At 35.1% G+C, this 25,075-nt stretch carries 22 protein-coding genes; 14 read left to right on the top strand and 8 right to left on the bottom strand.

Annotated elements, in window-relative coordinates; genetic code table 11:
• Nucleotides 1-36 precede the first annotated feature (36 nt).
• The 3 genes from GQR59_RS12385 to GQR59_RS12375 all read right to left on the bottom strand — a co-directional run bounded on the left by GQR59_RS12385 (nucleotide 37) and on the right by GQR59_RS12375 (nucleotide 3,394).
• Nucleotides 37-1,011 carry a dipeptidase gene (locus tag GQR59_RS12385; protein ID WP_160063166.1) on the bottom strand — a complete coding sequence of 325 codons (975 nt, stop codon included), beginning with the start codon at nucleotides 1,009-1,011 and terminating at the stop codon, nucleotides 37-39.
• Nucleotides 1,012-1,674: 663 nt separating this feature from the next.
• A complete protein-coding gene (locus GQR59_RS12380) occupies nucleotides 1,675-2,271 on the bottom strand; it encodes a YccT family protein (protein WP_160063164.1) in 597 nt (198 codons plus the stop codon).
• A gap of 133 nt (nucleotides 2,272-2,404) precedes the next feature.
• A complete protein-coding gene (locus GQR59_RS12375; protein ID WP_201288102.1) occupies nucleotides 2,405-3,394 on the bottom strand; it encodes a porin in 990 nt (329 codons plus the stop codon).
• Between the two features lie 662 nt (nucleotides 3,395-4,056).
• Here GQR59_RS12375 and GQR59_RS12370 point away from each other — a divergent pair.
• Complete coding sequence (locus GQR59_RS12370; RefSeq protein ID WP_160063162.1) at nucleotides 4,057-5,706, top strand: sensor domain-containing diguanylate cyclase; 1,650 nt, start codon at nucleotides 4,057-4,059, stop codon at nucleotides 5,704-5,706.
• Nucleotides 5,707-5,727: 21 nt separating this feature from the next.
• On the opposite strand, the gene GQR59_RS12365 is transcribed toward GQR59_RS12370, so the two are convergent.
• Nucleotides 5,728-6,546, bottom strand: a complete 819-nt coding sequence (locus GQR59_RS12365) for a TIGR01459 family HAD-type hydrolase (RefSeq protein WP_160065157.1) — start codon at nucleotides 6,544-6,546, stop codon at nucleotides 5,728-5,730.
• Nucleotides 6,547-7,294: 748 nt separating this feature from the next.
• Between GQR59_RS12365 and GQR59_RS12360 the strand changes: the two genes are divergently transcribed.
• Nucleotides 7,295-7,792, top strand: coding sequence for a fasciclin domain-containing protein (locus GQR59_RS12360; protein WP_160063160.1), 498 nt, complete (start codon nucleotides 7,295-7,297; stop codon nucleotides 7,790-7,792).
• A 770-nt stretch (nucleotides 7,793-8,562) separates the two neighbouring features.
• On the opposite strand, the gene GQR59_RS12355 is transcribed toward GQR59_RS12360, so the two are convergent.
• The 3 genes from GQR59_RS12355 to GQR59_RS12345 all read right to left on the bottom strand — a co-directional run bounded on the left by GQR59_RS12355 (nucleotide 8,563) and on the right by GQR59_RS12345 (nucleotide 12,823).
• Nucleotides 8,563-9,492: an ornithine cyclodeaminase family protein gene (locus tag GQR59_RS12355; protein ID WP_160063158.1), complete on the bottom strand. Its 930-nt coding sequence runs from the start codon at nucleotides 9,490-9,492 to the stop codon at nucleotides 8,563-8,565.
• 449 nt (nucleotides 9,493-9,941) lie between these two features.
• Complete coding sequence (locus GQR59_RS12350; protein WP_160063156.1) at nucleotides 9,942-12,278, bottom strand: AsmA family protein; 2,337 nt, start codon at nucleotides 12,276-12,278, stop codon at nucleotides 9,942-9,944.
• 83 nt (nucleotides 12,279-12,361) lie between these two features.
• Complete coding sequence (locus tag GQR59_RS12345) at nucleotides 12,362-12,823, bottom strand: Lrp/AsnC family transcriptional regulator (protein WP_160063154.1); 462 nt, start codon at nucleotides 12,821-12,823, stop codon at nucleotides 12,362-12,364.
• Between the two features lie 160 nt (nucleotides 12,824-12,983).
• Between GQR59_RS12345 and GQR59_RS12340 the strand changes: the two genes are divergently transcribed.
• From GQR59_RS12340 to GQR59_RS12330, 3 genes are all read left to right on the top strand, one after another.
• On the top strand, nucleotides 12,984-14,051 hold the full coding sequence (locus tag GQR59_RS12340) for a PLP-dependent cysteine synthase family protein (protein WP_160063152.1): 1,068 nt from the start codon (nucleotides 12,984-12,986) through the stop codon (nucleotides 14,049-14,051).
• A 196-nt stretch (nucleotides 14,052-14,247) separates the two neighbouring features.
• Nucleotides 14,248-15,408 (top strand): endonuclease/exonuclease/phosphatase family protein, encoded by a 1,161-nt coding sequence (locus GQR59_RS12335; RefSeq protein WP_236546756.1) that lies wholly within the window; start codon nucleotides 14,248-14,250, stop codon nucleotides 15,406-15,408.
• A 65-nt stretch (nucleotides 15,409-15,473) separates the two neighbouring features.
• Nucleotides 15,474-16,148 carry a LysE family translocator gene (locus GQR59_RS12330; protein WP_160063150.1) on the top strand — a complete coding sequence of 225 codons (675 nt, stop codon included), beginning with the start codon at nucleotides 15,474-15,476 and terminating at the stop codon, nucleotides 16,146-16,148.
• 334 nt (nucleotides 16,149-16,482) lie between these two features.
• On the opposite strand, the gene suhB is transcribed toward GQR59_RS12330, so the two are convergent.
• Nucleotides 16,483-17,271, bottom strand: coding sequence for an inositol-1-monophosphatase (gene suhB, locus GQR59_RS12325; RefSeq protein ID WP_160063148.1), 789 nt, complete (start codon nucleotides 17,269-17,271; stop codon nucleotides 16,483-16,485).
• 758 nt (nucleotides 17,272-18,029) lie between these two features.
• On the opposite strand from suhB, the gene trmJ reads away from it, so the two are divergent.
• The 9 genes from trmJ (at nucleotide 18,030) to iscX (ending at nucleotide 25,040) form a co-directional block, all read left to right on the top strand.
• Entirely contained in the window at nucleotides 18,030-18,788 is a 759-nt protein-coding gene (gene trmJ / locus GQR59_RS12320; protein ID WP_160063146.1) for a tRNA (cytosine(32)/uridine(32)-2'-O)-methyltransferase TrmJ, read from the top strand.
• Between the two features lie 177 nt (nucleotides 18,789-18,965).
• A complete protein-coding gene (gene iscR / locus GQR59_RS12315; RefSeq protein WP_160063144.1) occupies nucleotides 18,966-19,442 on the top strand; it encodes a Fe-S cluster assembly transcriptional regulator IscR in 477 nt (158 codons plus the stop codon).
• A gap of 17 nt (nucleotides 19,443-19,459) precedes the next feature.
• The gene (locus GQR59_RS12310) at nucleotides 19,460-20,674 is read left to right on the top strand and encodes an IscS subfamily cysteine desulfurase (protein WP_160063142.1); all 1,215 of its coding nucleotides are present in this window, start codon (nucleotides 19,460-19,462) and stop codon (nucleotides 20,672-20,674) included.
• A gap of 46 nt (nucleotides 20,675-20,720) precedes the next feature.
• Nucleotides 20,721-21,101, top strand: coding sequence for a Fe-S cluster assembly scaffold IscU (gene iscU / locus GQR59_RS12305; RefSeq protein ID WP_137297784.1), 381 nt, complete (start codon nucleotides 20,721-20,723; stop codon nucleotides 21,099-21,101).
• A 71-nt stretch (nucleotides 21,102-21,172) separates the two neighbouring features.
• Nucleotides 21,173-21,496 (top strand): iron-sulfur cluster assembly protein IscA, encoded by a 324-nt coding sequence (gene iscA / locus GQR59_RS12300; RefSeq protein ID WP_160063140.1) that lies wholly within the window; start codon nucleotides 21,173-21,175, stop codon nucleotides 21,494-21,496.
• Between the two features lie 161 nt (nucleotides 21,497-21,657).
• Nucleotides 21,658-22,167: a co-chaperone HscB gene (gene hscB / locus GQR59_RS12295; protein ID WP_160063138.1), complete on the top strand. Its 510-nt coding sequence runs from the start codon at nucleotides 21,658-21,660 to the stop codon at nucleotides 22,165-22,167.
• A gap of 56 nt (nucleotides 22,168-22,223) precedes the next feature.
• The gene (gene hscA / locus GQR59_RS12290) at nucleotides 22,224-24,092 is read left to right on the top strand and encodes a Fe-S protein assembly chaperone HscA (protein WP_160063136.1); all 1,869 of its coding nucleotides are present in this window, start codon (nucleotides 22,224-22,226) and stop codon (nucleotides 24,090-24,092) included.
• A gap of 29 nt (nucleotides 24,093-24,121) precedes the next feature.
• The gene (gene fdx / locus GQR59_RS12285) at nucleotides 24,122-24,460 is read left to right on the top strand and encodes an ISC system 2Fe-2S type ferredoxin (protein WP_137297788.1); all 339 of its coding nucleotides are present in this window, start codon (nucleotides 24,122-24,124) and stop codon (nucleotides 24,458-24,460) included.
• 379 nt (nucleotides 24,461-24,839) lie between these two features.
• Nucleotides 24,840-25,040 (top strand): Fe-S cluster assembly protein IscX, encoded by a 201-nt coding sequence (gene iscX / locus GQR59_RS12280; protein ID WP_160063134.1) that lies wholly within the window; start codon nucleotides 24,840-24,842, stop codon nucleotides 25,038-25,040.
• Nucleotides 25,041-25,075 lie beyond the last annotated feature (35 nt).

Raw genomic sequence — 25,075 nt, 5'->3', positions numbered from 1 at the left:
GACGGTGAGGCCAAGGGATTTATTTCCAATGTGTTGTTAACACCAAACTTTTTGGGCTAGGGTGTTCATGTTTTTTCCATAGATAGCAGCGATATCAGATTGTGTGTAACCGCGTTTTTCAAGTAGTACTGACATTTCTAAAAAACGTTCTGGTGGGGCGAATAAAAGATTTAAAAATCCATCATTTGATTTACTGTAACCGTGTTCAGGTGGCCACCAAAGATTCGTATCTAAACCTTCTGGCCCATCATCTAAATGATTATCGTAAACATAATCTAAGCCGACACCAACATGCGATGGCCCAATTAATTGAACGAGATAATCGATGGCTTCCACCATACTTTCAGCGTTAGCTTGTGGGGAGTTTAAGAATCGCGCTACGCCATTTATGCAAACTACGCCACCGCTAGCTGCGCAGGCTTGTAGTTGATCATCTCGATAATTTCGTCCGTGATCTTTGAGTGCGCGAGGATTGCCATGGCTAATGATCACTGGTTTATCTGAATATTCGAAAATTTCCATACTGGTGCGGTATCCGGTATGGGAAACATCCATAAACAATTTATTGGCATTAATTGCATCTACGATGTCTCGGCCTTTAGGCGTTAAGCCAATGTCTTCATCGTGACAACCACCCGCAAGAGAATTACTGCGGTTGTAGGCTAAATGTATTTGTCGTACGCCAAGCTTTGCAAGTAATCCGACCATCGCAGAGCTTTCATGTAACGGGACGCCACCTTCTAAATCAAAGGAAACGGCTAATTTACCTTCGCGTTGGGCACGTTCAACATCGGCAAAACTTTCTACTTGTATTAAAAAACCAAGTTCGCTGATGCGTTGTCTAAATCCTGCTATTATCTGAATAATGTCACTCAGTGGATTAAAGTCCATCCCGATATTGATTGAAATATAATAGGCGCCACAGTCTATATGGCGTTGTAGCGATGCTAAATCGTACTCTGGAATTAAAGGAACGCAAGTATGAGCATCCCAAACAGGTATTGTTGTCAAAGCATTCTCCTAATATAGGTTCAAATCTCATAAGATATTTAAACTAATTCAATATTAATAGTATTGTTTAGATAACATACAAAGCTTAATAGACAAGCTTCATTGATGCGAAAATCAATAAAGTTTAATATTTATTATCTTAATGCCATTGCGCCTCATTTCAGTGCGCTTTTATCATTTCTTAGTGCATGATTAAGGTGATATAGGGCTTAAAAGGTAAAAAATAAATATTACAGATCATAATGAAATATATGTGCCAACTTGTTGTTGCAGCTCTAATATGTTGATTTTAATTTATTTTCTGTACAGCAGTAACAACCCTAATTAATAGAGTCAGAGGATGTTGTATGGAATGATTAGGTAACCTTACCGATTAAAATTACTCGTGTCTCAATGATTTATGAACGAATCGATATTTATGTAAGTGATTGTTTTATTTTGTTTTATTTTTAATATGATCATTAGCTTTTACAAAGTGATGTGTTTGACATTAGAGTCGATACCTTGCCCTTTCTAAATATAAAAAAAATTGTATTTTTTATTTAATAAGACTTTATTATTGTTTTTTGGTCGAGAGGGGAGGGAAATGAGAGGCTATTATGTAGAGTCATAATTATCAAACTCTACTGAATCAAGTAGAGTTGATTTTTATGTGTGCATATTCTAATTAATACGAGCTTTAAATGCTGCACGAGTCTTTTCATCCGCTTTACTGTACCAATAATCTAACATTTTACCTGCAACATCAGTTTCAGACAGGTTATCGGCAACGCTAATAATTGACGTCGGTTGCTTTAATGAAGCGAGTTGAGATGTTTGATTGTAAACACGCAGTTCTGAGATTAAGTCTCGATTAAATTGAATACCATTCTTGAGTAGCTTCCCTTGTTCAAATGATACTGTTTTACCATTACTATCTTTTAATATGATGACAGGATTATTATTAAAGTCTGTACGTTCACTTTCCGTACGTAATTTAGGTAAGGTTATAAAGTAGTTGTTATCATGACCTTCAAAAGTAAGTAATATAATATCTGATGTAAAAAAAACATCTTCGCCAGCTGAGCGGTAACGATCCTCATAACGAAATGCTATCTGATTTTTACCATTCTCTAATAAGAGAGGATTCTCATTTTTTGATATTTCATTATTAACAATTTTAAGTTTAAGCTGAGAGGGGGTGTTTAAATGAATATCTGCTAATACTTTTGAGCTTAATAAACTGACAATAATAATTGCAACAACATTCCATAACTTCATATTTAATTCTCGCTTTTATTGTTTTTAAAAATAGTAGTTTAAGTTAACTTAGATTAGATAAATAGTTTTAATTGTTCCCATCAAAAAAGCACTCTTATTGAGTGCTTTATAGATTTCTTTATCTTAATAAAACTTAGAAACCGTAACGAGCACCTAACAACAACTCATTTTCACGGTCACCAGTACTACTAGATGTATCATTATTTAATGCAATTTTATAACTACTAAAAACTGCAAAGTTACCAATATAATGAGCATATTCTAGTGAAACAAAATTTGTTTCTAATGATGCAATATCATCTGCAGAATAATAACTATAACCAATATTTAATATATTTGAGTTATCTTCACCAAAGTAATAAGCGGCAAATGCATCTGCCGCTACAAAATCAGAATCAGAAATACCATCAGCTGAAATATTACCTTGCATACCTGTTGCCGCTAAATAAATACTGCCTTTAGTGTATCTCGCTGCAAGTATGTAAGAGTTTGAGGTGTCAGTATCTTCAACATTTGTTGCATTACCATATTCTTGATCACTGCTAGTTACACCCGCAGCTAATTCAACTTCAGGAGTAAGTTTATAAGCTGCCATCAAACCAAAACCATCGGCATTATTATTAGCATTTTGTGTTCCAGATGCTTGAAAAGTTAATGCATCAGTTTTATAAATGTAACGTAATGTGTTTTTTGAGCGGTCGGCCGATGTTTCAGTATTTTCGTTAATGTAACCACTATACGTTTCTGCTAAATCGGTAAAGTCTGTTAGGTAAGTAACAGCATTCTCTTGATGCCCATAAATAAGAGTGCCGAATTTAGTTTCACCACCCACGTAAAGGTGACGTGTATTTAAATTTGCTTCATTATCATCTTCATTTTCTGTGATTTCGAATTCGTAGCGACCAAAAACAGTTAAATCTTCATTTAATTTATTTTTTCCATTTACATTTAAACGCACATTAGATTCATCAGAATAATCACCATCTGTTAAATTACCGCCGACTTCAACTCGTCCACCGATATTAAATTCCTGGGTTTCATTTTTGTAAATAGTTGCAGCAGAAAGTGGAGCTGAAAGGATAGCACTAGATGTAATAGCAATTAGATATTTGTTGAATGTCATATTCATTTTCCTTTATTTAGAATTATTTAAAAATTGTAATAATTAAATTATTTTTTAGGTAAGTGCTGAAATAATAAAAATTACTTCAGCTAAAATGCAGACAATCCGTGTCTTTTAAATTACGTAGACCAATCTATATAGTTTTCTGATCAACTTCATGAAAAAATAACAAATAAGTGACAAAAGGAGATCTAAGTCACATTTACAGAATTACAAATTGGAATTTTTAAATTTAATGTACAAAAAAAGACTTGTTTTTTATTGCTATAAATTAATTGATTGTGACTTTTAGGGGGGTTATTCTGGAGGTATATTCTAAATCGTTAGTGATTTTATAATGGATTGATCATTCTTGTTGATCCTTATTAAACATCACTTTTTTACATAATATTTATCTGATGTACTTTTAATAGGCTATTTTTATTAAAATAAGTAATTAACTTGTTAGATCTGCCTCTTTCTTCCTAGAATATGTTCACTTCACTACTTGCTGAATTTGCCACGTTGAATGGTAACGGGTATATCTATAAATACTGAAACGATTTTAAACTAATCAATGAATATTTAGTCATTTTTAGTCGCATTATCAAAAAAACAACTAACTTTTGTATGCTAAAAGAGGTATCTTTATGTCCAAGTATTAACCAATAAATTATGATTCGATGAAGACACTGTTAGATCACATGGCGCCATCGCGTATTTCCACTAAATTATCTATTTATGTTTCGGCATTTATTGTCGTGGCTTTTACACTGTTACAAATTTACAATTTTCTAATCATTAAGTCTGAAATCAAAAATCAAATTAATAAAGAACAATACACAAAAGCTAAATTTATCGCTAAAGATATAACGAATAAAATTGATAAGCGAACAAAATTTTTAGTCGCTCTAGCAGATATTATTCCTTCCGATCAAATGCAGTCCGAAGATTTTTTAACCGAAAAAATCAAAGAGCATATTGCTTTTACTAATTTTTTTCCACAAGGGTTCGCTGTTATAAATCCAACCGGAAAAGGTGTTATAGCTGAATACCCAGTTATTCCTGGTAGAAAAAATTTAGATCTTTCAAATAGAGAATGGTTAATAAATGCTAAAAATAGCCAACATATTATTATTAGTTCACCTTTTCGTTCTGAAGTTAGTGATGAAGTGCTTGTTGTCATTGCAAAAGCATTAAGAGATAAAAGCGGTCGAGTATTAGGGATCCTAGAAGCGCCTATTTTTTTGAATCGTTCTGGGTTTATGGAATATATTTTTGACCATGATTACAATGAGACAAGCGATACATTAGTGATATCAAGAGCTAGCCAGATTTTTTTAGCTTCCAGCACTCCAAGCTTAGTGTTTAAAAGCATCCCTGAAAGAGGAGAGGTTATCTTCTACGATCAGGTTATGGATGGCTTTAATGGGGTTGGTGATACGGTGAATACCTCTGGTGATGAAATGTTGGCGGCGGCGGCTAATATTAGCTTCTTGAATTGGTTTGTTATTGTAAGAACGCCTGTCGATAAAGTTTATCAAACGATAAACGAAAGCTTAAAGGCTTCTATTATCAGTGGAGTAATTGTTAGTTTTGCTGTTTTTTTAGCGATTACCTTTTTTCTATTCTTCTTTTTTAATCCTTTAAAAGAAGCTGCAGAGTCCGTTAGAGAAATGGTATTAAAAAAGCAACCACTCAAGCATATTGAAGGTTATAAAAACGATGAAATAGGGGATTTGATTGTAGGTTTTAATGCCGTTATAGATATGGTGAATGAGCGTCGAGATAAACTTGAAAAATCTAATGCTACGCTTGAATCATTATCTCAAATTGATGATTTAACTGGCGTGTTTAATAGAAGGTGGTTAGATCATACACTTAACCAACTCTGGCAGGTAAAAACTCGTAGCCAAGAGCCATTAACTTTACTACTCATTGATATAGATGAGTTTAAGAAATTTAATGATACTTATGGGCATATAGCGGGTGATGAGTGTTTAAGAAAAGTGGCTGAAAATATACAAAAATCAATTAACAGACCGACTGACTTTTTTGCTCGTTATGGTGGAGAAGAGTTTGTTATTTTATTAGAAGGTGATTTGGTTGAAGGTTTTGCTGTTGCCGAGAAAACAAGACAAACTGTTAACAATTTGCAAATAACCCATAGTGAGTCTCCCTATAACCATGTGACTATTAGTTTGGGCATTTCATCTGTTATTCCACAACTCAATACGCATTCTGTCGAGTTAGTTAAACAAGCGGATCTTGCTTTATACCAAAGCAAGAGACGCGGTAAGAATCGATATGAATGTTATAAACATAAAGAATAAACGTAGTAACAGTTAGGTTTGTTATGATTTGAACCAATCAATATAAAAGCTAGGCTTAACTGAAAATTCATCGCATAAATTAGCAATACTTTTTTCATCACTAATCGCTTTAGTATGGATGCCAGAGGTGATGAATAAACTACTGATATTAGCACCATTTGCCCCTGCAATATCGTGCTCTAAGCTATCGCCTACCGCGATAGCGTTATCCCAACCGCCTACCAATTCTTTACACATTGCATAAATTTCTTTCTGTGGTTTTCCATGCCAATGGACAGTGCCACCCATTTTTTGGTAAGCACTTGCTATTGCGCCTGGGCAGGTTTTTAAAGTGCCTTCTGGTGTCATAGCAACGAGATCTGGATTACTGACGACTAGTTCAATATTATGTTGATAAGCGAACGTTAAGTCATCCATGTAAGCGTCAACATCGCCGCGATCAACACCGCAACATAAAATGAAGGAAGCTTCATCTCGTGTTGATTCTGTTAACCCGCAATCATCAATTACGCTGTGGTCGTTATCCCAGGTAAAATGCAGAGCTTGCTTGCCTAGGTGTTGAAATTTTCCTGACGCGAAATTCTGACGCATATGATCGCCTGAAGTTAATACATCTAAATACAAATCTCGTGTAATACCTGAGTCTTCTAAGCGACCGTAAGAAAACGATCCTGTTTTACCACTGTTAGATAAGATGACGACTTTTTTGTTATGTGACTTTAAAAAAGTTAACGCTTCTATTGCTTCTGGAAAAGCATTTCCGCCGTTATGTAATACACCCCATTGATCCAAAATAAAGGTGTCAAAAGTATCAATTATATCTTTAAGGCCATTAATCATTTTCACTGGATTGGTTCCTCTGTTGAGAGCGTCATTTAGGAAGTCGTAGAGTTGGTATTATATACATTTAAGACCAAGGGTGGAGGAATAGTTATGAGTGGTATATGCCCGTTACCATTCAAGATGCAACATTCAACAAGCATTGAAGTGCACCGATGCTAGGCTGAAAGATAAAGAGCTAACAGGGTAAACTGACACCTTTTAATAACGAAGATGTTTGCTTTACAGCTTGTCCTTCGGGTCGTTAGCTTTAAAACCAACTACTACATTGTAATCTTCGATAAGAGCTCGCCATTTTTATCGTATTGCGCCTTGATTTGGAGTCCAAGCTAACGACTGAAAAAAGCACCTTGAACAGCAACGGGTATATATCATTATGTATGCGATTTTTATTATTTCCATTATTTTATCTGAAGGAAAATAGAGTTATTAATTGCGTCATAAAAGATAAAAATATTGAACCGTTATTGAAAAATATAAAAATTTATTCGTGTTTTTATGTGTTATTTATTTGATGGTTTATATATTTTAGTTATGTCATTTTTTAGATATAAGCGGATGTATCTAAATATTATTTTTGTAAATTTATTTTATTGAATAGAGGAGCTGTGAGGTTTGAGGAAAAGGTTATTTAAAAAAACTATTCAAAGTAAACTGATCTAAACCTAATTAGCCCCCGTAAAATTATTTGAACATTACAATACCGCTTGAATATTAAAATATGACCAACTTTAAAAAGGAATGCATTATGTTAAAGAAATTTATATCTACAGTATCAATTATCCTTGCTAGTTTTACATTTACTTCTGTTGCACATGCCGAGCATCACGGAATACATAAAGATATTGTCGATGTCGCGGCTGAAAATGGCTCTTTTACAATACTTGCGGCCGCAATTAAGGCTGGTGGACTGGTTGAAACACTCAAAGGTAAAGGCCCTTTTACTGTTTTAGCTCCAACTGATGAAGCTTTTGCAAAACTGCCTGAAGGTACTGTTGAAATGTTACTGAAACCAGAAAACAAAGATAAGCTCGTCGCAGTGTTAACCTACCATGTAGTGGCTGGAAAAGTAACGGCATCTGACGTTGCTAAAATGGATAGCGGTACAACTGTCCAAGGTCAGAAAGTAATGATTAAACTTGAAGGCGATAAAGTGATGGTAAATGATGCACACGTTATTAAAGCTGACATAGAAGCAAGTAACGGTGTGATACACGTTATTGATAAGGTATTGTTACCTAAATAGCTTTACTAAACAGCTTAGCAAAATAATTTATAGTTTGCTTATTGGCATTTAAAGAATAACCGTAAAAAGGGATAGTAGAGTAACTATTCCTTTTTCTTCTTCTTGTTTGTCCTTGCCTGAAACAGGTTAATTTTATTCTGAAAAATACATTGGTTCTAAAACTCGATGGAACTGTTATAAAGAGCTCATCTTAACTTCAGTATCACTTATCTCATCTATTTATATCAATTGTTTAACCTTAAGAGCATACTGAATTGTTGCGCATTTTCTTTTAGCTCAACGATGTACCCTCAGTCATTAGGTAGTCTCAAATTAACTTTTAATTTAGAGTTTACTTCAAAAAGGAAAGTATCATGAGTAAAGGCCAAGACAGTAAGAAAGCGACCAAAAAGAAACCGCTTTTAACAGCAAAAGAGAAGAAAGCGGCAAAGGCAGCTAAGAAGCCTGTGAGTACTTCTTTAATTCATTAAGCATTAGGTCGCACTAAATAAAGTTATTCATATATTTAGTGCGCTAACATCTCTTGATGCTAGATTACAAATTTTGGAGAACAGCTTAGGTTAATGAATTAAGTCATTTTGTGTAAATTTCAGCCCATAGAATTAATTTGGTTAATGTTAGGCGACCATCGCTTTATTTGATGGCCTTTTTCTTAGTGCTTTATTGGTATTATGACATTGCACTGAAGTAAAGCTTCGATACTTTAATAACACCAAAAAAAACACCAATACCAACACCAACATCAATAAAAAAATGTCTTTTTTCTCTGTTTAAGCTTTGTTATTTTGGCGGCATTCCATAATGTATAGCGCGGTCATCAAATCAAGATGTGCGCCGCCCCCATTTTTAAATAGCGTTATCTCTTTATCAGTTTGACGACCCTTAACACCATTACATAGTTGGTAGAAATCAGCTATGACTGCATCCTCTGCTATAACACCTTCTTTAATGGGAATAGCTAGTTCACCTATATCGTGAATTGCCGTTTCTCTGGCATCAACAAAAATGCGAGACTTTACCAGTAGAGAATCATCTGCTTCTCTCATATCTGGGCGGTATGCGCCAATTAAATCAACATGAGTTCCTTCTTTAATCCATTCTCCTTTAATAAAAGAAGAAGTCGACATAGTAGAAGATGAAACAATGTCAGCATCACTCAAGGCTTCAGAAAGATCTTGAATAGCGACTACCCCTTTTTCTTGAGCGAGTTTCTGTGCCTTTTCAAAGGTGCGATTCCAAATAATTATTTTTTCCAAATCAGGAAATAAAGCTCGATAAGCATCAATAATTGATGATGCAACAGCGCCAGCACCAATCACCGTTAATATTTTACTATCAGGTCGTGCTAATAACTTTGCAGCAAATACTGAATCACCCGCGGTTTTCCATTTAGTCACTAACTTGCCATCAATAATAGCAAGAGGGGTACCAGTTTGGTCATCAAATAAGGTAAAAATGGATTGAACACTTGGAATGGGAGTTGATAATTTTGCGTTATTTGGAAATATAGTTGCCGTCTTAACGCCTATTCCTTTATTTTGTATCCACGCTGCACGATTTAATAAAGCATTGTCACCGTGTTTAAATAAAATGTCATCAATATCTGCTCGAGATGCTTTATGTCCTTCATGGAACGCTGTGCAAAGCTCTGTCCAGGATAAGTTACTTTCTATATCTTGTGCATTAATAAATGGAAGCATGGTAAATGAAGTCCTTAGATTAAGTTCATGTATGGAGTGTTATCATTAGATGTTTTAGTGTATGTGTTTATACCAGCAAGAATTAATAAGGTGATCATTCTTGCTGGTTAAAATCCCCCCTAACTGCGTTGTGAGTTTTGAAGTGAGAACAACTATCTCCTACAACTCACGCCTTATTAGTGTTAATTTTTCCTGCGCAATCTCTGATCACTTATTTAATTCCATTGGTATTACTTGGATATTTTATGAGATACGCTTTATTAATTAGTTATATCATTAATCGCATTTTGAATCCTACTGTCTCGTCATTTTTTATTTTTTATTTTCTTATTTTATATTAATGAAGGGGAGGTAAAAAAATAGCTGAACCAGTTTCCTGAATCAGCTATTTTACGTAACTTAATATTTATGAAGCTTAATATTTATTTCTAGGTTCTAAATTAATGTGCTTAAAAGAAACTTTTCAATTTATCTTTCAAATCTTTTGCCTCTTCTTTTAATTCATCACTGGATTTATTACCTAAAATAGCGTCTTTTGCTTTTTCTTGTAACGCTTTTTTACCTGCTTCAATTTTCTCTTTTAAAGCGGCTTCAGTATCTAAATTAAATGACGGTTTACTAAAGGTACCTTTAATCAATAGTGGAATTGTTACACCGTCAAGATCTAGGAAGTCAGTTTCTTCTCCGGCTTTTGAAAGAGGCGTTACACCTAATTTATAATTAAGCGCTTCAGTAATTGTATTCGCAGTTCCAGCTCCATCTAAACGGATAACAGGGGATGACATTAATAATTTTTGATTATTAGCAATACCATCTTGTAGCGTAAACTCACCGATTAATGACGCAAAGTCTGTTTTCTTAACAAGTTTATCTGGTGCTAATGTTTTACCCTTTATTTTTGCCTTTAAAACACGTATTTCATGTGAAAGGTTAATACCGTATAACTCTCCATTAAGGATTTTAAAGTCACCTTTTGCATTTACACCTTGTTGTATTTTTGTTGCAGTTAAACCTTTCCCGTCAGCGACTAGATTAAAGTTTGCAGTACCGCTTAATAGATCTACTTTAGCTGCATCTTTTAATAGGTCCAGTAGCATGACATTTTTAATAGAAGTCGTTGCTTTATATTGGTTTTGACCACCTTTCTCATCAACCCATGCATCAATGTTTAATGAACCATTGTATAGCTGTGCGTTTAATGGGCTTAATGTTGCTTTACCATTTTTTACAGTTAAGTTATTAGTGATTTTTCCTATTCTTATATCTTCATATAACAAGCCAGTAATAGTTAAATCACCTTTGATATCAAGCTCTTTTAAGATGCTTAAGTCTGGTTCTGTTTCAGTTACTTGCTGATCTTTATCTGTGGTAGTTGCACCACCGTTTTGTTCAGTTTTTTTAGTGAGGTATGGATTTAAATCCCAAACATTACCTTTTAAACTGTAACGGATAACTGGCACAGTTTGTTGGATGAAGCTAAGTTTTCCACCTAACTCTATATCGTTAATTGTTGATTGTAGTGAATCTATACTTAATTTTTGTTTTGCAAGATCATAGCTAATCTCACTTTCTATCGTGCTATTAATTTTATCTTTACTGACGGCTGGTACATTTAATTCACTAACTAGCTTGAATTGTTTAATTAATATTTTTTCAAAGTCACTGACATTCATTTCTTTAAATGAAAGGTTTAAATCACCCTGTAAGTCCTTACCATCGATTGTATTTTTTAATTCAAACAGGTCTATTTTTGCCGTTTGTTTTTGTATGTCTGCAGCTAGGTTAGTTTGTAGATTTGTATTTAATTTATTATTGCTTAAAGCGCTACCTGATAAACTACTTGTCAGGGTTAGTTTGCCAAGTTCTAATTCATTGTGATTGGTTATGTGGATATCACTACTATTAATATAAATATCACCATCTAAGAATGAACCTGTGAATTTATTGTTAATAGTGATTGCTTTGATATCTAACTGTTTAGTATCCATTTGATAGGTTAAGCCACTAGTGAACGTTGTGTTTAATGTACTATCCGCTAATGCATCACTTAATACTTCACTTTCAATAGTCAAGTTAGTTAGTTCAATGTTACTCAACGCTGAGTCTATAAATATATCGGCTTCTAGTGCGATATCAGCATCTACTTGTTTATTCTTAAATGAACTCGTTAAACTAAAGTGAGATTTTTTATCAAAAGCAAACTCACTTAACACCATACTTTTTATTGCAACTTTTTGATTTTCACTTGTTTGGTGATCAATAATTTGTAGTTGTGCATTGGTTAATGTGATGCCTGATAAAACAAATTTAGAAAGGTCAACGGCTTCTGTTGATTGCTCTTCTTCTGTCGCAGGTGTTTCTTCTTTTGTTGTTTCAGCAACGACCTCTGTATTTTCTGCTTGTAAATTATCTAAGTTTGATGAACCATCTTTATTGGTAATAAGGTTAAATTCAACGCCGTCTAACATGATTTCGCCAATTTCTATCTGCCCAGAAAAAAGCGGTAATACATTAATTGATATCGATGCACTTTGTACATTTAAGAAAGTTTTCTCTTCAAACTCAGGATTGTTATATAGCGTTACTTGACCACTTTTGAGTCCTAATAAAGGATATAAGCTCCAATCGAGATCACCTGCGATGACCACATCTCTATTGATATTGGTTTTAACTTGTTCTTGAATTTGTTGTTTATAGTCATTGGGATCAACAACATTGATCACGACCACCACGGTTAAGATTAAAAGCACAATGAGTGCAGCAGCAAACTTTAGAAACAATTTCATTAAAAACATCCTTATACGGGAATTAAGTATTTATTAGAGATAGTGACAGTGTAATGTGTTAAACGTTCAGGATCACTATTTGATTACATTATAGGAAGTTCGGTAGTAAATTTTAACTGTTGCATAGCAAAGCTAGTATTTACATCGGTTAACCCATCAATATCATTAACTAATTGTTGGTAGAAGTGGTCGTAACTACGCATATCTTTCACAATTACTTTTAGTAAGTAATCATATTCACCTGCCATTCTATAAAACTCTAAAACTTGTGCAAACCCTTTTACTTGCTGTACACAATTTCGTAACCAGGCTTCCGAATGTTGTTGTGTTTTAATTTGCACAAAAGCGATGAGCTCTAAGCCTACTTTTTCAGGATCAATTAAGGCGATTCGTTTTTGAATCACACCTTCCTTTTCTAAGCGTTTTATTCTATTCCAACATGGCGTACTGGTTAGGTTTAATTGCTCTGATAATTGCTGTAATGATAATGAAGCATCTTGTTGTAATAGGGTGATTATCTTTTTATCCGTAGCGTCTAAACTCATACTTCCTCTTTAACTTAGTCTACAAGGTAAATTAAATTTTCTATACTTTCTACTTTATCAGAAAAATTTTCTTTATTTTGGTCCTTTAAAAGATTTATAGGGCGTTAATTCTGTTTAAGCAAAGGTAAACTAGTTTTATTATTTAAACAGGATAAATATTATGGATAATCAACGTCAATGGGTAAATTCTGCAATTGCTAACATCCAAGCCGACTTTCAACGCACTGCTGATACTCATTTAATTAAAGTTGATTTGCCACAGTTAAAAGGCATCGACATTTACCTTAAAGATGAGAGTACTCATCCAACAGGCAGTCTAAAACATCGATTAGCACGTTCTTTATTTTTATATGCATTATGCAATGGCAATATCAAAGAGAATACGGTGATCATTGAAGCCTCATCTGGCAGTACTGCTATTTCCGAAGCGTACTTTGCTCGTTTATTAGGATTACGCTTTATTGCCGTGATGGCTAAAACAACCAGCATACAAAAAATAACAGAAATAAAACGTTATGGTGGAGAGTGTTTCTTAGTGGATTCAACCCACTTAATTTATGCGGAATCAGAGCGTTTAGCAAAAGAGTTAAATGGGTATTATATGGATCAGTTTACTGATGCTGAGCGGGCAACAGATTGGCGTGGTAACAACAATATTGCAGATTCAATTTTTACACAAATGCAACATGAGCCACATCCTGTGCCAAAGCATATTGTAATGAGTGCAGGAACCGGTGGCACCAGTGCAACTATTGGACGCCATATTCGCTATCATCAATTAAGCACAGAATTAACGGTCGTTGATCCTGAAAACTCGGTTTTTTATGATTATTATTTTACTGGAGATAAGCAGTTAATTAATTGTAAAGGGAGTTTAATAGAAGGCATTGGTCGACCTCGTGTAGAGCCTTCATTTATCGCGTCTGTCATTGATAATATGTTTTGCATTGATAATAAACAATCTATCGCTGCGATGTTATGGACTGCGTCATTATTAGGGCGAAAAGTGGGGGCAAGTACAGGCACCAATATGTTCGGAGTGTTAAAACTAGCGCAAAAAATGATTGAACAAGGACAAACAGGTTCGATTGTTACATTGATGTGCGATCGTGGTGAACGTTACGCTAATAGCTATTATGATCAGCAGTGGGTTGCTTCTAATATTGGTGATATTAGTTTGCAGCAAGATAGTATTACAAACTACTTTAATAAAATAACCAATGAATAGACTACATATTCTGTGGCTATTTTATAGTTTCTCTGTCTCCACTATTATTCACTTTAAATCTAAGACTTTAAAAGGAATAAATAAATGATAAGGGGGATTTATGCTTATACTCTGACTTCTCTGTGCGATACTATTGTTTAATTAATAATTTATCTTATTCATGTTTAATCATCAGTCTCAATAATGATGATTAAACATGAGTAGAAAAGAGGATTTTGTGCCCATTAATTCTATTTCCCTTCTATCTGCCAATAATGAAGCTTCTAGTGATGATTTATCATCAACGGAACAAGTTGAACAAACGCAAATTAAAGTAGCAACTTTTAACCTGTTTAATTACCTTGCTCCTCCTGATGCATTTTATGATTTTGATCGTATCTATTCAGCAGAGCAGTGGCAAAAAAAGGAAAATTGGATTGCTTCTTATTTGCAAAAACATCAACCTGATATTATCGGGTTTCAAGAGGTCTTTAGTATTGAAGCTCTTGAGATATTGGTAAAAAAACAAGGTTATGAATATTTTGCTGTAGTAGATAAGCCAACAGTCATTGATGATTTTATTTATCGAGATCCCGTTGTGGCCTTAGCCAGTAAATTTCCTATTACAGAAGCCACTGCGGTGAGTGTTGATAAAGAACTTGCTGTGCAATTAGGTTTAACGGAAGCATTTAACTTTAGCCGTCAAGTGGTAAGGGCAACTGTTGAGCTTCCTCATTTAGGATTATGTGATTGTTATGTTGTGCACTTTAAATCTAAACGTGCTTCATGGCAGGGGGAGGTCGATAAATTAAGTTCATTAGAAGGTAATGTATTATCGCAATTCAAAGCACAGGTTGCTGGTGGTTGGGCGTCCTCTATTCAACGAGGCAGCGAAGCGACGTTACTAATGATGCAGATGATCGAAAGACGATCTAAAAAGGGCAATGCAATGATGTTAATGGGTGATTTTAATAACCCATTAAAGGATGGCATTCTAGCGCATCTAATGACGCCTAATATGTTATTTAATAACGATCAAAATCAGCAAAGGTTAGTTAAGTTTTATACCTTACGAGATGCTTGGGATTTATATGAAGCCAACCATAAAGCTAATAAGCAAATGACTTGCGATGCGAACCAAGAAGTTGAAGCTGATAAGTTATTAACACGTGGTGCGACACATTATTTTGGTCAAAGTAGTTCGGTATTAGACTATATTCTGCTTTCTAGTGAGTTTGATGCTGCTGAGCAATCAAGTTATTTTGAAGTCAGTGATTATATTAATACTGATAAACATTTAATTAACCCCAGCTTTGATGTTGATGGTGAAAGTACTGACCATGCAGTGGTTAGTATTAATTTAACATTGCGAAAGTAAAGCAGCTTGGTGTTTATATCGTATAAGCCGTTTTAAGTAGTCCATGGATAGGGAGGTCTATTGATATGAATGAAATGTTAGCTTTTAGTTTGGTTGCTTTGTTATTAGTTATTTCACCGGGCCCTAATGGCGTATTGATATTAAAAACAATTGCCAACAATCCTAAATCTTCAGCATTGATCAATTTATTAGGCATTTGTACCGCCACCTTTATCCATGGAGGTTTGTCTATCTTTGGGTTGTCTGCATTGATTTTGCAATCAGCTGAACTCTTCATGGCGGTTAAACTATTAGGAGCTGCTTATCTTTTTTATATTGGTATAAAAGCGCTTTATGCTTCTTTTAAAAGCGAGGTAAAAAACAATTTACAACAATCAACTGGTTTTGATGAACAAAATGAAACACCTCGCTCTAAACCCACTACATTAATCAAAAGACGTTTTATTAGCTGTTTTAATGAAGGCTTTTTAACACAATTGCTCAATCCTAAAGTATCAATGTTCTATTTAGCTGCTTTCCCGCAATTTATTGGTTTTGATGATGAGCACCTTACGACTGCTTTCTTGTTTGTTGCTATCCATGCGCTATTAATCTTTTGCTGGTTTAGTTTACTCATTGCATTGGTCGATAAATTAAAAAACCTACAACAACAGAAAAGCTCATGGTTGAATCGTTGGACACAAAGGCTGTCTGGTATCGTGATGATTTATTTTAGTATGTTAATAGTATCTCAGCGTTAGAAGCCGATAAGGTTAAGTTCATATTGTTATGTAATGTGAGTAAGGCTTTGTGAATTATCGTAAGGGTTAATAGGAAGGTATTTATACCAATGGAATTAAATAAGTGATCAGAGATTGCGCAGGAAAAATTAACACTAATAAGGCGTGATTTGTAGGAGATAGTTGTTCTAACTTCAAAACTCACAACGCAGTTAGGGGTGATTTTAACCAGCAAGAATGAGCACCTTATTAATTCTTTTGGTATTATGTAAGGAAAGTTTATAAAGCAGACATAAAAAAACCAGACCGAATGATCTGGTTTATTTTAAATCTAATGGTTTTATCAGTTTAACAATTAAGCGTTATGCTTACGGATAACTGTTAACATTTCTTTTAAAAGCTTTGGATTAGCAGCAACAACATCACCAGTCTTGAAGTAATCGTTACCACCATTAAAGTCTGTCATCATTGCGCCAGATTCTTTAAGTAATAATTCGCCTGCAGCGATATCCCATGGTTTTAAACCAAATTCCCAGAAACCATCCATACGACCAGCTGCAACATAAGCTAAATCTAGTGCTGCACTACCACCACGACGCATATCTGCAACATCAGTAAAGAAGTCTTGGAAGATGTTCAGGTAAGTTTCAAGGTTATATTTTTGTTTGAATGGGAAACCAGTTGCTAATAAAGTACCCGCTAGTTTTGGTACAGTACTTGTACGCGTACGGTAACCATTGATTTGTGCGCTTTGGCCACGAACAGCAGAGAATAATTCATTGCGAATTGGATCAAAAATAACACCGACTTCAGTACGGCCTTTGATTTTTAATGCAATTGAAACAGCAAAATGAGGAATGCCGTGAATGAAGTTTGTAGTCCCATCTAGTGGGTCAATAATCCATTGGTGATCAGTATCTGCACCGTTATCAATACCTGACTCTTCAGCTACGATGCTGTGGTCTGGGTAAGATTTACGTAACGTTCCAATAATTGCTAATTCAGCTTCTTTATCAACGCTGCTTACATAGTCGTTAAGTGATTTTTCTTCAACTTCAACAGACTCTAAATTTTCATAACCTTTAACAATTACTTTACCCGCATTACGCGCAGCACGAATCGCAATATTTAACATTGGATGCATAGGATCACCATTAGATTTTAAAAGAACATGAAGGGAGATTCCTTCGGCGCGAAATTATACACAGGTCACATAATTGTGCAATATTTTAATCGCTTGAATTTTAGCCTGTTAAGTAAACATTATTGAACATTAAAAGTCATCTTCTGTATGGGACTATAGTGATTACATTAAATAATAGATCTAAATTTTGGGCAGGAAAAATGACTTAGTTTAAGGCGTCAAATGAAGCCTTTCGAAGATTAACGTCGTTAATCGTTTGTCGGAGAATTAACCAAAAGAGGTTAATTCTTTAATGGTTGTTGTCTTTGTGAAATTGACAATGAAAAAATAAGTTATTTTGACCAGTAAAATAGATCAGTTAATTTAGTGTGATTGTTATTAGCTGCTGCTTAAGAATAAATGCAAGCTTATTCTACCGACATCATAATGTAAAAATCAGTTGTTATTTAACTGACGTGAAGTCGTTCCTCGATATCTATATTTATATAATAAGCTCTATTATTAGCAAAGATTAATTCAAAAGTGGCAAGATTAATTTAAAGCTATCCTATGACTGCATAATAATACGTTTTCGTTTTATGGGTTCCAAATAATCTACTTCTTTTATAAGAAATATTCTTCAGAGCATTTTTAGTACTTCTCTTTAGACCATAACTGCTATATTTAGTCTAAAATGCTCGCTCTGAGTGGTTTAGTTGTTACATAAACAGTGCTAAACTTTGTGCTCAAAAAATTCACTGAATGACGAAGGAAAAACAATGCTAGACAATGTTCGCATTATATTAATTGGCACCTCTCACCCTGGCAACATTGGCAGCGCTGCTAGAGCAATGAAAACAATGGGTTTAACTGATTTAGTGTTGATTGATCCTGAATGTGAAATCGATGGTAAATCTGTTGCACTTTCTGCAGGCGCAAGTGATGTATTAAAAAATCACAAAGTCTATAAAACACTCGACGAAGGTATTGCTGATTGTGGACTCGTTGTTGGAGCAAGCGCTCGACCTAGAACCCTTGATTGGCCTATGTTAGACCCAAGAGAAATGGGCGTTAAAGCAGCAAGCGAAAGTAAAAAGCATAAAGTTGCATTAGTGTTTGGACGTGAAAATAGTGGTTTAACTAATGATGAACTACAAAAGTGCCATTTTCATGTGTTTATTCCTGCAAATCCAGACTATAGCTCGCTAAATTTAGCAATGGCAGTACAAACATTAAGCTATGAAGTTCGTATGGCATCGTTAGCTTCAGAAGCCTTTCCTGAAGTGGTGGAAGAATATCCAAGAGCCTCTGATTTTGAAGGGATGCTTGCACATCTTGAAAAAACATTATTCCAAATCGGATTTATTGTGCCAGCTCATCCTGGATTAGTAATGGATAAATTACGTCGTTTATTTAATCGAGCTAGACCTGAAATTAATGAATTAAGAATGCTTCGTGGTATTTTCAGTAGTATGCAAAAATCAATAACTATTATTGAAGATAATACAGAGAAAGAAAAAGACACTAATAAAAAATAAAATTAAGTTTGGGTAAATGTAGCGCTGTTTATGTGAGCAAATTAAGGTGTTTAATACCCGACTAATTTTGTCAGGTATTTACTTGACTAATTTTGTCAGGTATTTATAATATTTGTATTAAGTCACTCGTCAATTAACTGATTTAATTAATTAACACTCATTAATAGCGAACTCTATATGAAATTAACTTCAAAAGGCCGTTATGCGGTTACTGCGATGCTAGATGTCGCGATAAAAGAGCACAATGGCCCTGTACCTCTTGCTGAGATTTCTGAGCGCCAAGGAATATCACTTTCATATTTAGAGCAGTTATTTTCTAAGCTCAGACAAAAAGAATTAGTGAGCAGTGTGCGTGGCCCCGGTGGCGGCTACAAATTGGGCAAAAGAAAATCAGAGATTTCAGTGTCAATGATCATTGATGCAGTGAATGAAAGTGTTGATGTGCGAAAATGCTCAGGAAAGGGCGCTTGCCAAGAGGACGGAGTGCAGTGTCTTACCCATTCTTTATGGGAACAGTTAAGTACGCGTATTAGTTCGTTTTTAGATGGCATTACATTAGAAGAATTAATGGCCAGCGAACATGTGCAAAACGTGTCAGAACAACAGAATAATAAATTTACTAATAGCGAACTGCTGAATATTATCTCGAAATAGAGGCAGTGGAGAAAAAAATGAAATTACCAATTTATCTTGATTATTCAGCAACTACCCCCGTTGATCCTCGTGTTGTTGAAAAAATGGTGCAGTATTTATCAACAGATGGTGACTTCGGTAACCCAGCATCTCGTTCTCACCGTTTCGGTTGGCAAGCAGAAGAAGCTGTAGATATTGCTCGTGAGCAAATTGCAGACTTACTTAATGCTGACTCTCGTGAAATAGTGTTTACTTCAGGTGCGACTGAATCAAATAACCTTGCGATTAAAGGTGCTGCGCATTTTTATCAGAAAAAAGGTAAGCATATTATTACCGCTAAAACTGAGCATAAAGCCGTTTTAGATACATGTCGCCAGTTAGAGCGTGAAGGTTTCGAAGTGACTTACCTTGACCCGAAAGAAGACGGCATTGTAACACCAGAGCAATTAAAAGAAGCACTACGTGATGACACGGTATTAGTAAGTTTAATGCATGTTAATAACGAAATTGGTGTTATCCAAGATATTGCTGCGTACGGCGAGTTATGTCGTGCAAATAAAACAATCTTACATGTTGACGCAGCACAAAGTGCCGGCAAAATCGAGATTGATGTGCAAAAAATGAAAGTCGATTTAATCTCTTTCTCTGCTCATAAAATTTATGGCCCTAAAGGTATCGGTGCATTGTATGTTAGCCGTAAACCTCGTATTCGTTTAGAAGCTCAAATGCACGGTGGTGGACACGAACGCGGTATGCGTAGTGGTACATTAGCAACACATCAGATTGTTGCTATGGGTGAAGCTTTCCGCATCGCAAAAGAAGAGATGGCTAGTGAAAACGAACGTGTTCTAGCATTGCGTAACCGTTTACTTAACGGTGTAAGCGATATGGAAGAAGTTTATGTAAACGGCTCATTAGAAAACCGCGTTGCAGGTAACATCAATATCAGCTTTAACTATGTTGAAGGCGAATCATTAGTAATGGCATTAAAAGATTTAGCTGTTTCTTCTGGTAGCGCATGTACTTCTGCAAGCCTTGAGCCTTCATATGTATTACGTGCCATTGGTCGTGATGACGAATTAGCACATAGCTCAATCCGTTTCAGTATTGGTCGTTTCACGACAGAAGCTGAAATTGATTATGCAATTAAAATTATCCGTGAAAACATCGGTCGTTTACGTGATATGTCGCCTCTATGGGATATGTTCAAAGAAGGCATCGACATTAACAGTATTGAATGGTCACACCATTAATTAATACGCACGTAAACATTATTCAACGAATACAAGGAATACACTCATGGCTTATAGCGAAAAAGTAATCGACCATTATGAAAACCCACGTAACGTAGGCTCATTTGATAAAGATGACAAAAGCGTTGCAACAGGTATGGTTGGCGCACCAGCTTGTGGTGATGTAATGAAATTACAACTTAAAATCGATGCTAACGGTATTATCGAAGACGCTAAATTCAAAACTTACGGCTGTGGTAGTGCAATTGCTTCAAGCTCATTAGTAACAGAATGGGTAAAAGGTAAATCACTAGAAGATGCTGCAAAAATCTCTAATACAGATATTTCAGCTGAACTTGCATTACCGCCAGTTAAAATTCATTGTTCTATTCTTGCAGAAGATGCAATTAAAGCAGCAATTGAAGATTATAAAAGTAAAAACGCTTAAAAAATAAGGTCAAGTGACGATCTTTGATCGTCATTTAAACTTGTTTGTGAATTAAATAAACGGAGTCAATTTTGGCTATTACACTAACAGAACCTGCTGCAAAGCATGTATCAAACTTTTTAAAGAACCGCGGTAAAGGCTTAGGTCTACGTCTCGGTGTTAAAACATCAGGCTGTTCTGGAATGGCTTATGTGCTTGAGTTTGTAGATGTTCTGAATGATGACGATGAAATGTTCACTGATAATGGTGTTAATATCATTGTTGATAAAAAAAGCTTACTTTATATAGATGGAACTGAATTAGATTTTGTTAAAGAAGGTCTTAATGAAGGTTTTGAATTTAACAATCCAAACATCGATGGTGAATGTGGTTGTGGTGAAAGCTTTAGCGTATAAATGACGCTGTATTAATATCATGAAGTCTGACCGATACGTTTGTATGGTCAGACTTTGTTGTTTTATTCTTATGCCAATTTTATTGAATCGCGAATTAACCCATGTGGAGTTTGCTCAGTTAATTTAAATAGAATCGGTGTTTACCAAGTTAGGAAATTGTTTTGAATTACTTTGAGTTATTTTCTCTACCTGCTGTTTTTTCTGTTGATAAAACTCGGTTATCTCAAACCTACCGTGACTTACAAAAACAATATCACCCTGATAAGTTTGCAATGCAAGACGATCGAACCCGTTTACAGGCAATGCAAAAAAGTACTGAAATTAATGATGCTTTCCAAACCTTAAAAGATAGCTGCCTTCGTGCTCAATATTTATTAAAACTAAATGGCTTAGATATTGAATTAGAGCAGCGTACTCTGCAAGACACTGGTTTTTTAATGCAGCAAATGGAATGGCGAGAAAAAATAGCTGACTTTACTGCTGATGACGAAGATCAGATTGAAGATTTTGACAAAGAGATTTCAGCACTCGTTAACGGTTTAGAAACAGAAATTGAAACCGCTTTAGAAACAGAGCAGTTAGAGCAAACAGCAAATCTTGTTCGTAAATTAAAATTTATGTTAAAACTGCAAGTTGAAATAGAGTTATTAGAAGAGAAGTTATTCGACTAATTTCTTTCGCTAATTATCTAACTAGCAGTATTCGGAAATAATAGGATTATAAACGCATGGCATTACTTCAAATTGCAGAACCTGGTCAATCGGCAGCTCCTCATGAGCATAAATTAGCTGTTGGCATTGATTTAGGAACGACCAATTCATTAGTCGCTACTGTGCGTAGTGGTAAAGCGACAACACTAACCGATGTCGAGCAGCAAGATATGCTGCCATCAGTAGTTAATTATGCATTATCTGCTGAGAATACTCCGCAAGTTTTGGTGGGTAAAAAAGCATTAGAAAAGTCAGTTAGCGATCCTTTGAATACATTAGTATCTGCCAAACGATTAATGGGAAAATCTTTAACTGATTTAGACCAAACACATTTACCCTATGAATTTTCTGCCCATGAAAGTGGTTTAGCGCAAATTGAAACAGTATGTGGTCCTATTAATGCAGTTCAGGCTTCTTCTGAAATTCTTAAAGTATTAGCGCATCGTGCAACAGAAAGTTTACAGGGTGAATTGAGTGGTGTTGTGATCACTGTGCCTGCTTATTTTGATGATGCGCAACGTCAAGGCACAAAAGATGCCGCACGTTTAGCTGGTTTGCATGTACTACGTTTGTTAAACGAACCAACTGCAGCAGCGATCGCTTATGGATTAGACTCTGGTAAAGAAGGATTAATCGCCGTTTATGATCTAGGTGGTGGCACTTTTGATATTTCTATCTTACATCTACATAAAGGTGTTTTTGAAGTATTAGCTACTGGTGGTGATTCAGCGTTAGGTGGCGATGATTTTGATTTGGCTATTGCTGAATGGATACAATCAGAAGCCGGTATTAGTGGTAAAATAACACCACAATTACAACAAGAATTGTTAAAATCGGCACGTGCAGCAAAACAATCATTAACAGATAATGAGCAAGTTGAAATAACCTTACAAGAAGTTCAATGGTCAGGTGTATTATCAAAATCTATCTTTGAGCAATTAATCGCTAAGTTAGTGAAAAAAACGGTACGGGCTTGTAAACGTGCGTTAAAAGATGCCAATACTAGTTTGGAAGAAATCGTTGAAGTTGTAATGGTTGGTGGGTCTACACGCGTTCCATTAGTACGGACTGAAGTTGCTGAGTTTTTTGGTAAAACATTATTAACCAGTATTGACCCTGATAAAGTGGTAGCAATTGGTGCAGCTATTCAAGCAGATATTTTAGTCGGTAATAAACCTGATTCTGAAATGTTACTATTAGATGTTCTACCATTATCTTTAGGCTTAGAAACAATGGGGGGGCTGGTTGAGAAAGTGATTCCACGTAATACCACTATCCCTGTTGCACGTGCACAAGAGTTTACGACGTTTAAAGATGGTCAAACGGCAATGATGATCCATGTTTTACAAGGTGAACGTGAATTAGTATCAGACTGTCGCTCATTAGCTAAATTTGTATTAACTGATATTCCGCCTATGGCAGCAGGTGCAGCACATATACGTGTTACTTTCCAAGTTGACGCCGATGGATTATTGAGCGTAACTGCGATGGAAAAATCATCTGGCGTACAGGCATACATTGAAGTTAAACCAAGCTATGGTTTAAGTGATGAACAGGTCATGGGAATGTTGTCTGACTCGATGACCTTTGCTGAAAAAGACATTCAAGCGCGTATGTTAGTAGAACAACAAGTAGAAGCTAAACGTGTTGTTGAAAACCTACAAGCTGCAATGCAAAAAGATGGCAAGCAATTACTTAATGAACAAGAATACACACAAATAGCAACGGCTATTGATGCGTTATTGACACTTGCAAATGGTAGTGATGTTAATGCTATTAAAGAAGCGATTGAAGCAATTGATAAATTAACTGATAGCTATGCAGAACGACGCATGGATGTATCAATCAAAGCTGCTTTAACGGGTCACACCGTTGACGAAATTTAAGCTAAATTTAATAAAAGAAAGGTTTTAAGATGCCAAAAGTTATATTTTTACCACATGAAGAACTATGTCCAGATGGTTTAGTTGTTGAAGCTGAAGATGGCGAAACGATTTTAGATGTTGCTTTGAAAAATCATATTCATATTGAACATGCTTGTGAGAAATCATGCGCTTGTACAACTTGTCATGTTGTAGTTCGTGAAGGTTTTGATTCATTAGAAGAAAGTGATGAGTTAGAAGACGATATGTTAGACAAAGCTTGGGGGCTTGAATCAGAGTCTCGCTTAGGGTGTCAAGCTTGCCTTAAAGGTGAAGACTTAGTCGTTGAAATTCCAAAGTATACGGTTAATATTGTTTCAGAAAATCACTAGTTATTAACATTAAGCTATTATAGTCAGCATACATAATGTTAACTATAATAAAATAGCTAACCAATTTGGTTAGCTATTTTTTCAATTCTCAGCTTGATAGCGTTAAGCTTACCGCTTCAATACACGATTTACTCGCCCACTCTTATTCTCTTTTATAACTGCCAACTTGACATCGTTCATATCAATATTCTATGCGGTAGATTTTATCTATTTGAATTTTATGAAACAGATATGCATTTGCCTTGAACAACCTTCTTACTTAAGAGTAAGATTAGACACATACTTATTTAAATTAGTATTATTTATTGAATGCTAATCTTTTATTCATGTAGTCAGTTAAAAGCAGTTATTAACCCAATTTTATTTTAAGGATAACTTAATGATATTAAAATGGACCGATTCTTTAGAAATTGCACTTGCATTAATTGAACAATATCCAAAGCAAGATCCACTCACTATCCGCTTTACAGACCTACGAGATTGGGTGTTAGCATTAGACGATTTTGATGATGACCCTGAGCATTGTAGTGAACGTATTCTAGAAGCAATTCAACTCAATTGGATTGATGAAAATGACTAATAGTATCAATGTATAAACGCGAGCTAAGACTCGCG

Source organism: Psychromonas sp. L1A2, assembly GCF_009828855.1.
Taxonomy (GTDB): Bacteria; Pseudomonadota; Gammaproteobacteria; order Enterobacterales; family Psychromonadaceae; genus Psychromonas.
This window is presented reverse-complemented; position numbering and strand designations above follow the sequence as displayed.

Coding starts and splice junctions, on each gene's coding strand:
- GQR59_RS12380 (WP_160063164.1), bottom strand. CDS start 2,271: ATGAAGTTATGGAATGTTGTTGCAATTATTATTGTCAGTTTATTAAGC.
- GQR59_RS12375 (WP_201288102.1), bottom strand. CDS start 3,394: ATGACATTCAACAAATATCTAATTGCTATTACATCTAGTGCTATCCTT.
- GQR59_RS12370 (WP_160063162.1), top strand. CDS start 4,057: ATGAAGACACTGTTAGATCACATGGCGCCATCGCGTATTTCCACTAAA.
- GQR59_RS12365 (WP_160065157.1), bottom strand. CDS start 6,546: ATGATTAATGGCCTTAAAGATATAATTGATACTTTTGACACCTTTATT.
- GQR59_RS12360 (WP_160063160.1), top strand. CDS start 7,295: ATGTTAAAGAAATTTATATCTACAGTATCAATTATCCTTGCTAGTTTT.
- GQR59_RS12355 (WP_160063158.1), bottom strand. CDS start 9,492: ATGCTTCCATTTATTAATGCACAAGATATAGAAAGTAACTTATCCTGG.
- GQR59_RS12350 (WP_160063156.1), bottom strand. CDS start 12,278: ATGAAATTGTTTCTAAAGTTTGCTGCTGCACTCATTGTGCTTTTAATC.
- GQR59_RS12345 (WP_160063154.1), bottom strand. CDS start 12,823: ATGAGTTTAGACGCTACGGATAAAAAGATAATCACCCTATTACAACAA.
- GQR59_RS12340 (WP_160063152.1), top strand. CDS start 12,984: ATGGATAATCAACGTCAATGGGTAAATTCTGCAATTGCTAACATCCAA.
- GQR59_RS12335 (WP_236546756.1), top strand. CDS start 14,248: ATGAGTAGAAAAGAGGATTTTGTGCCCATTAATTCTATTTCCCTTCTA.
- GQR59_RS12330 (WP_160063150.1), top strand. CDS start 15,474: ATGAATGAAATGTTAGCTTTTAGTTTGGTTGCTTTGTTATTAGTTATT.
- suhB (WP_160063148.1), bottom strand. CDS start 17,271: ATGCATCCAATGTTAAATATTGCGATTCGTGCTGCGCGTAATGCGGGT.
- trmJ (WP_160063146.1), top strand. CDS start 18,030: ATGCTAGACAATGTTCGCATTATATTAATTGGCACCTCTCACCCTGGC.
- iscR (WP_160063144.1), top strand. CDS start 18,966: ATGAAATTAACTTCAAAAGGCCGTTATGCGGTTACTGCGATGCTAGAT.
- GQR59_RS12310 (WP_160063142.1), top strand. CDS start 19,460: ATGAAATTACCAATTTATCTTGATTATTCAGCAACTACCCCCGTTGAT.
- iscU (WP_137297784.1), top strand. CDS start 20,721: ATGGCTTATAGCGAAAAAGTAATCGACCATTATGAAAACCCACGTAAC.
- hscA (WP_160063136.1), top strand. CDS start 22,224: ATGGCATTACTTCAAATTGCAGAACCTGGTCAATCGGCAGCTCCTCAT.
- fdx (WP_137297788.1), top strand. CDS start 24,122: ATGCCAAAAGTTATATTTTTACCACATGAAGAACTATGTCCAGATGGT.
- iscX (WP_160063134.1), top strand. CDS start 24,840: ATGATATTAAAATGGACCGATTCTTTAGAAATTGCACTTGCATTAATT.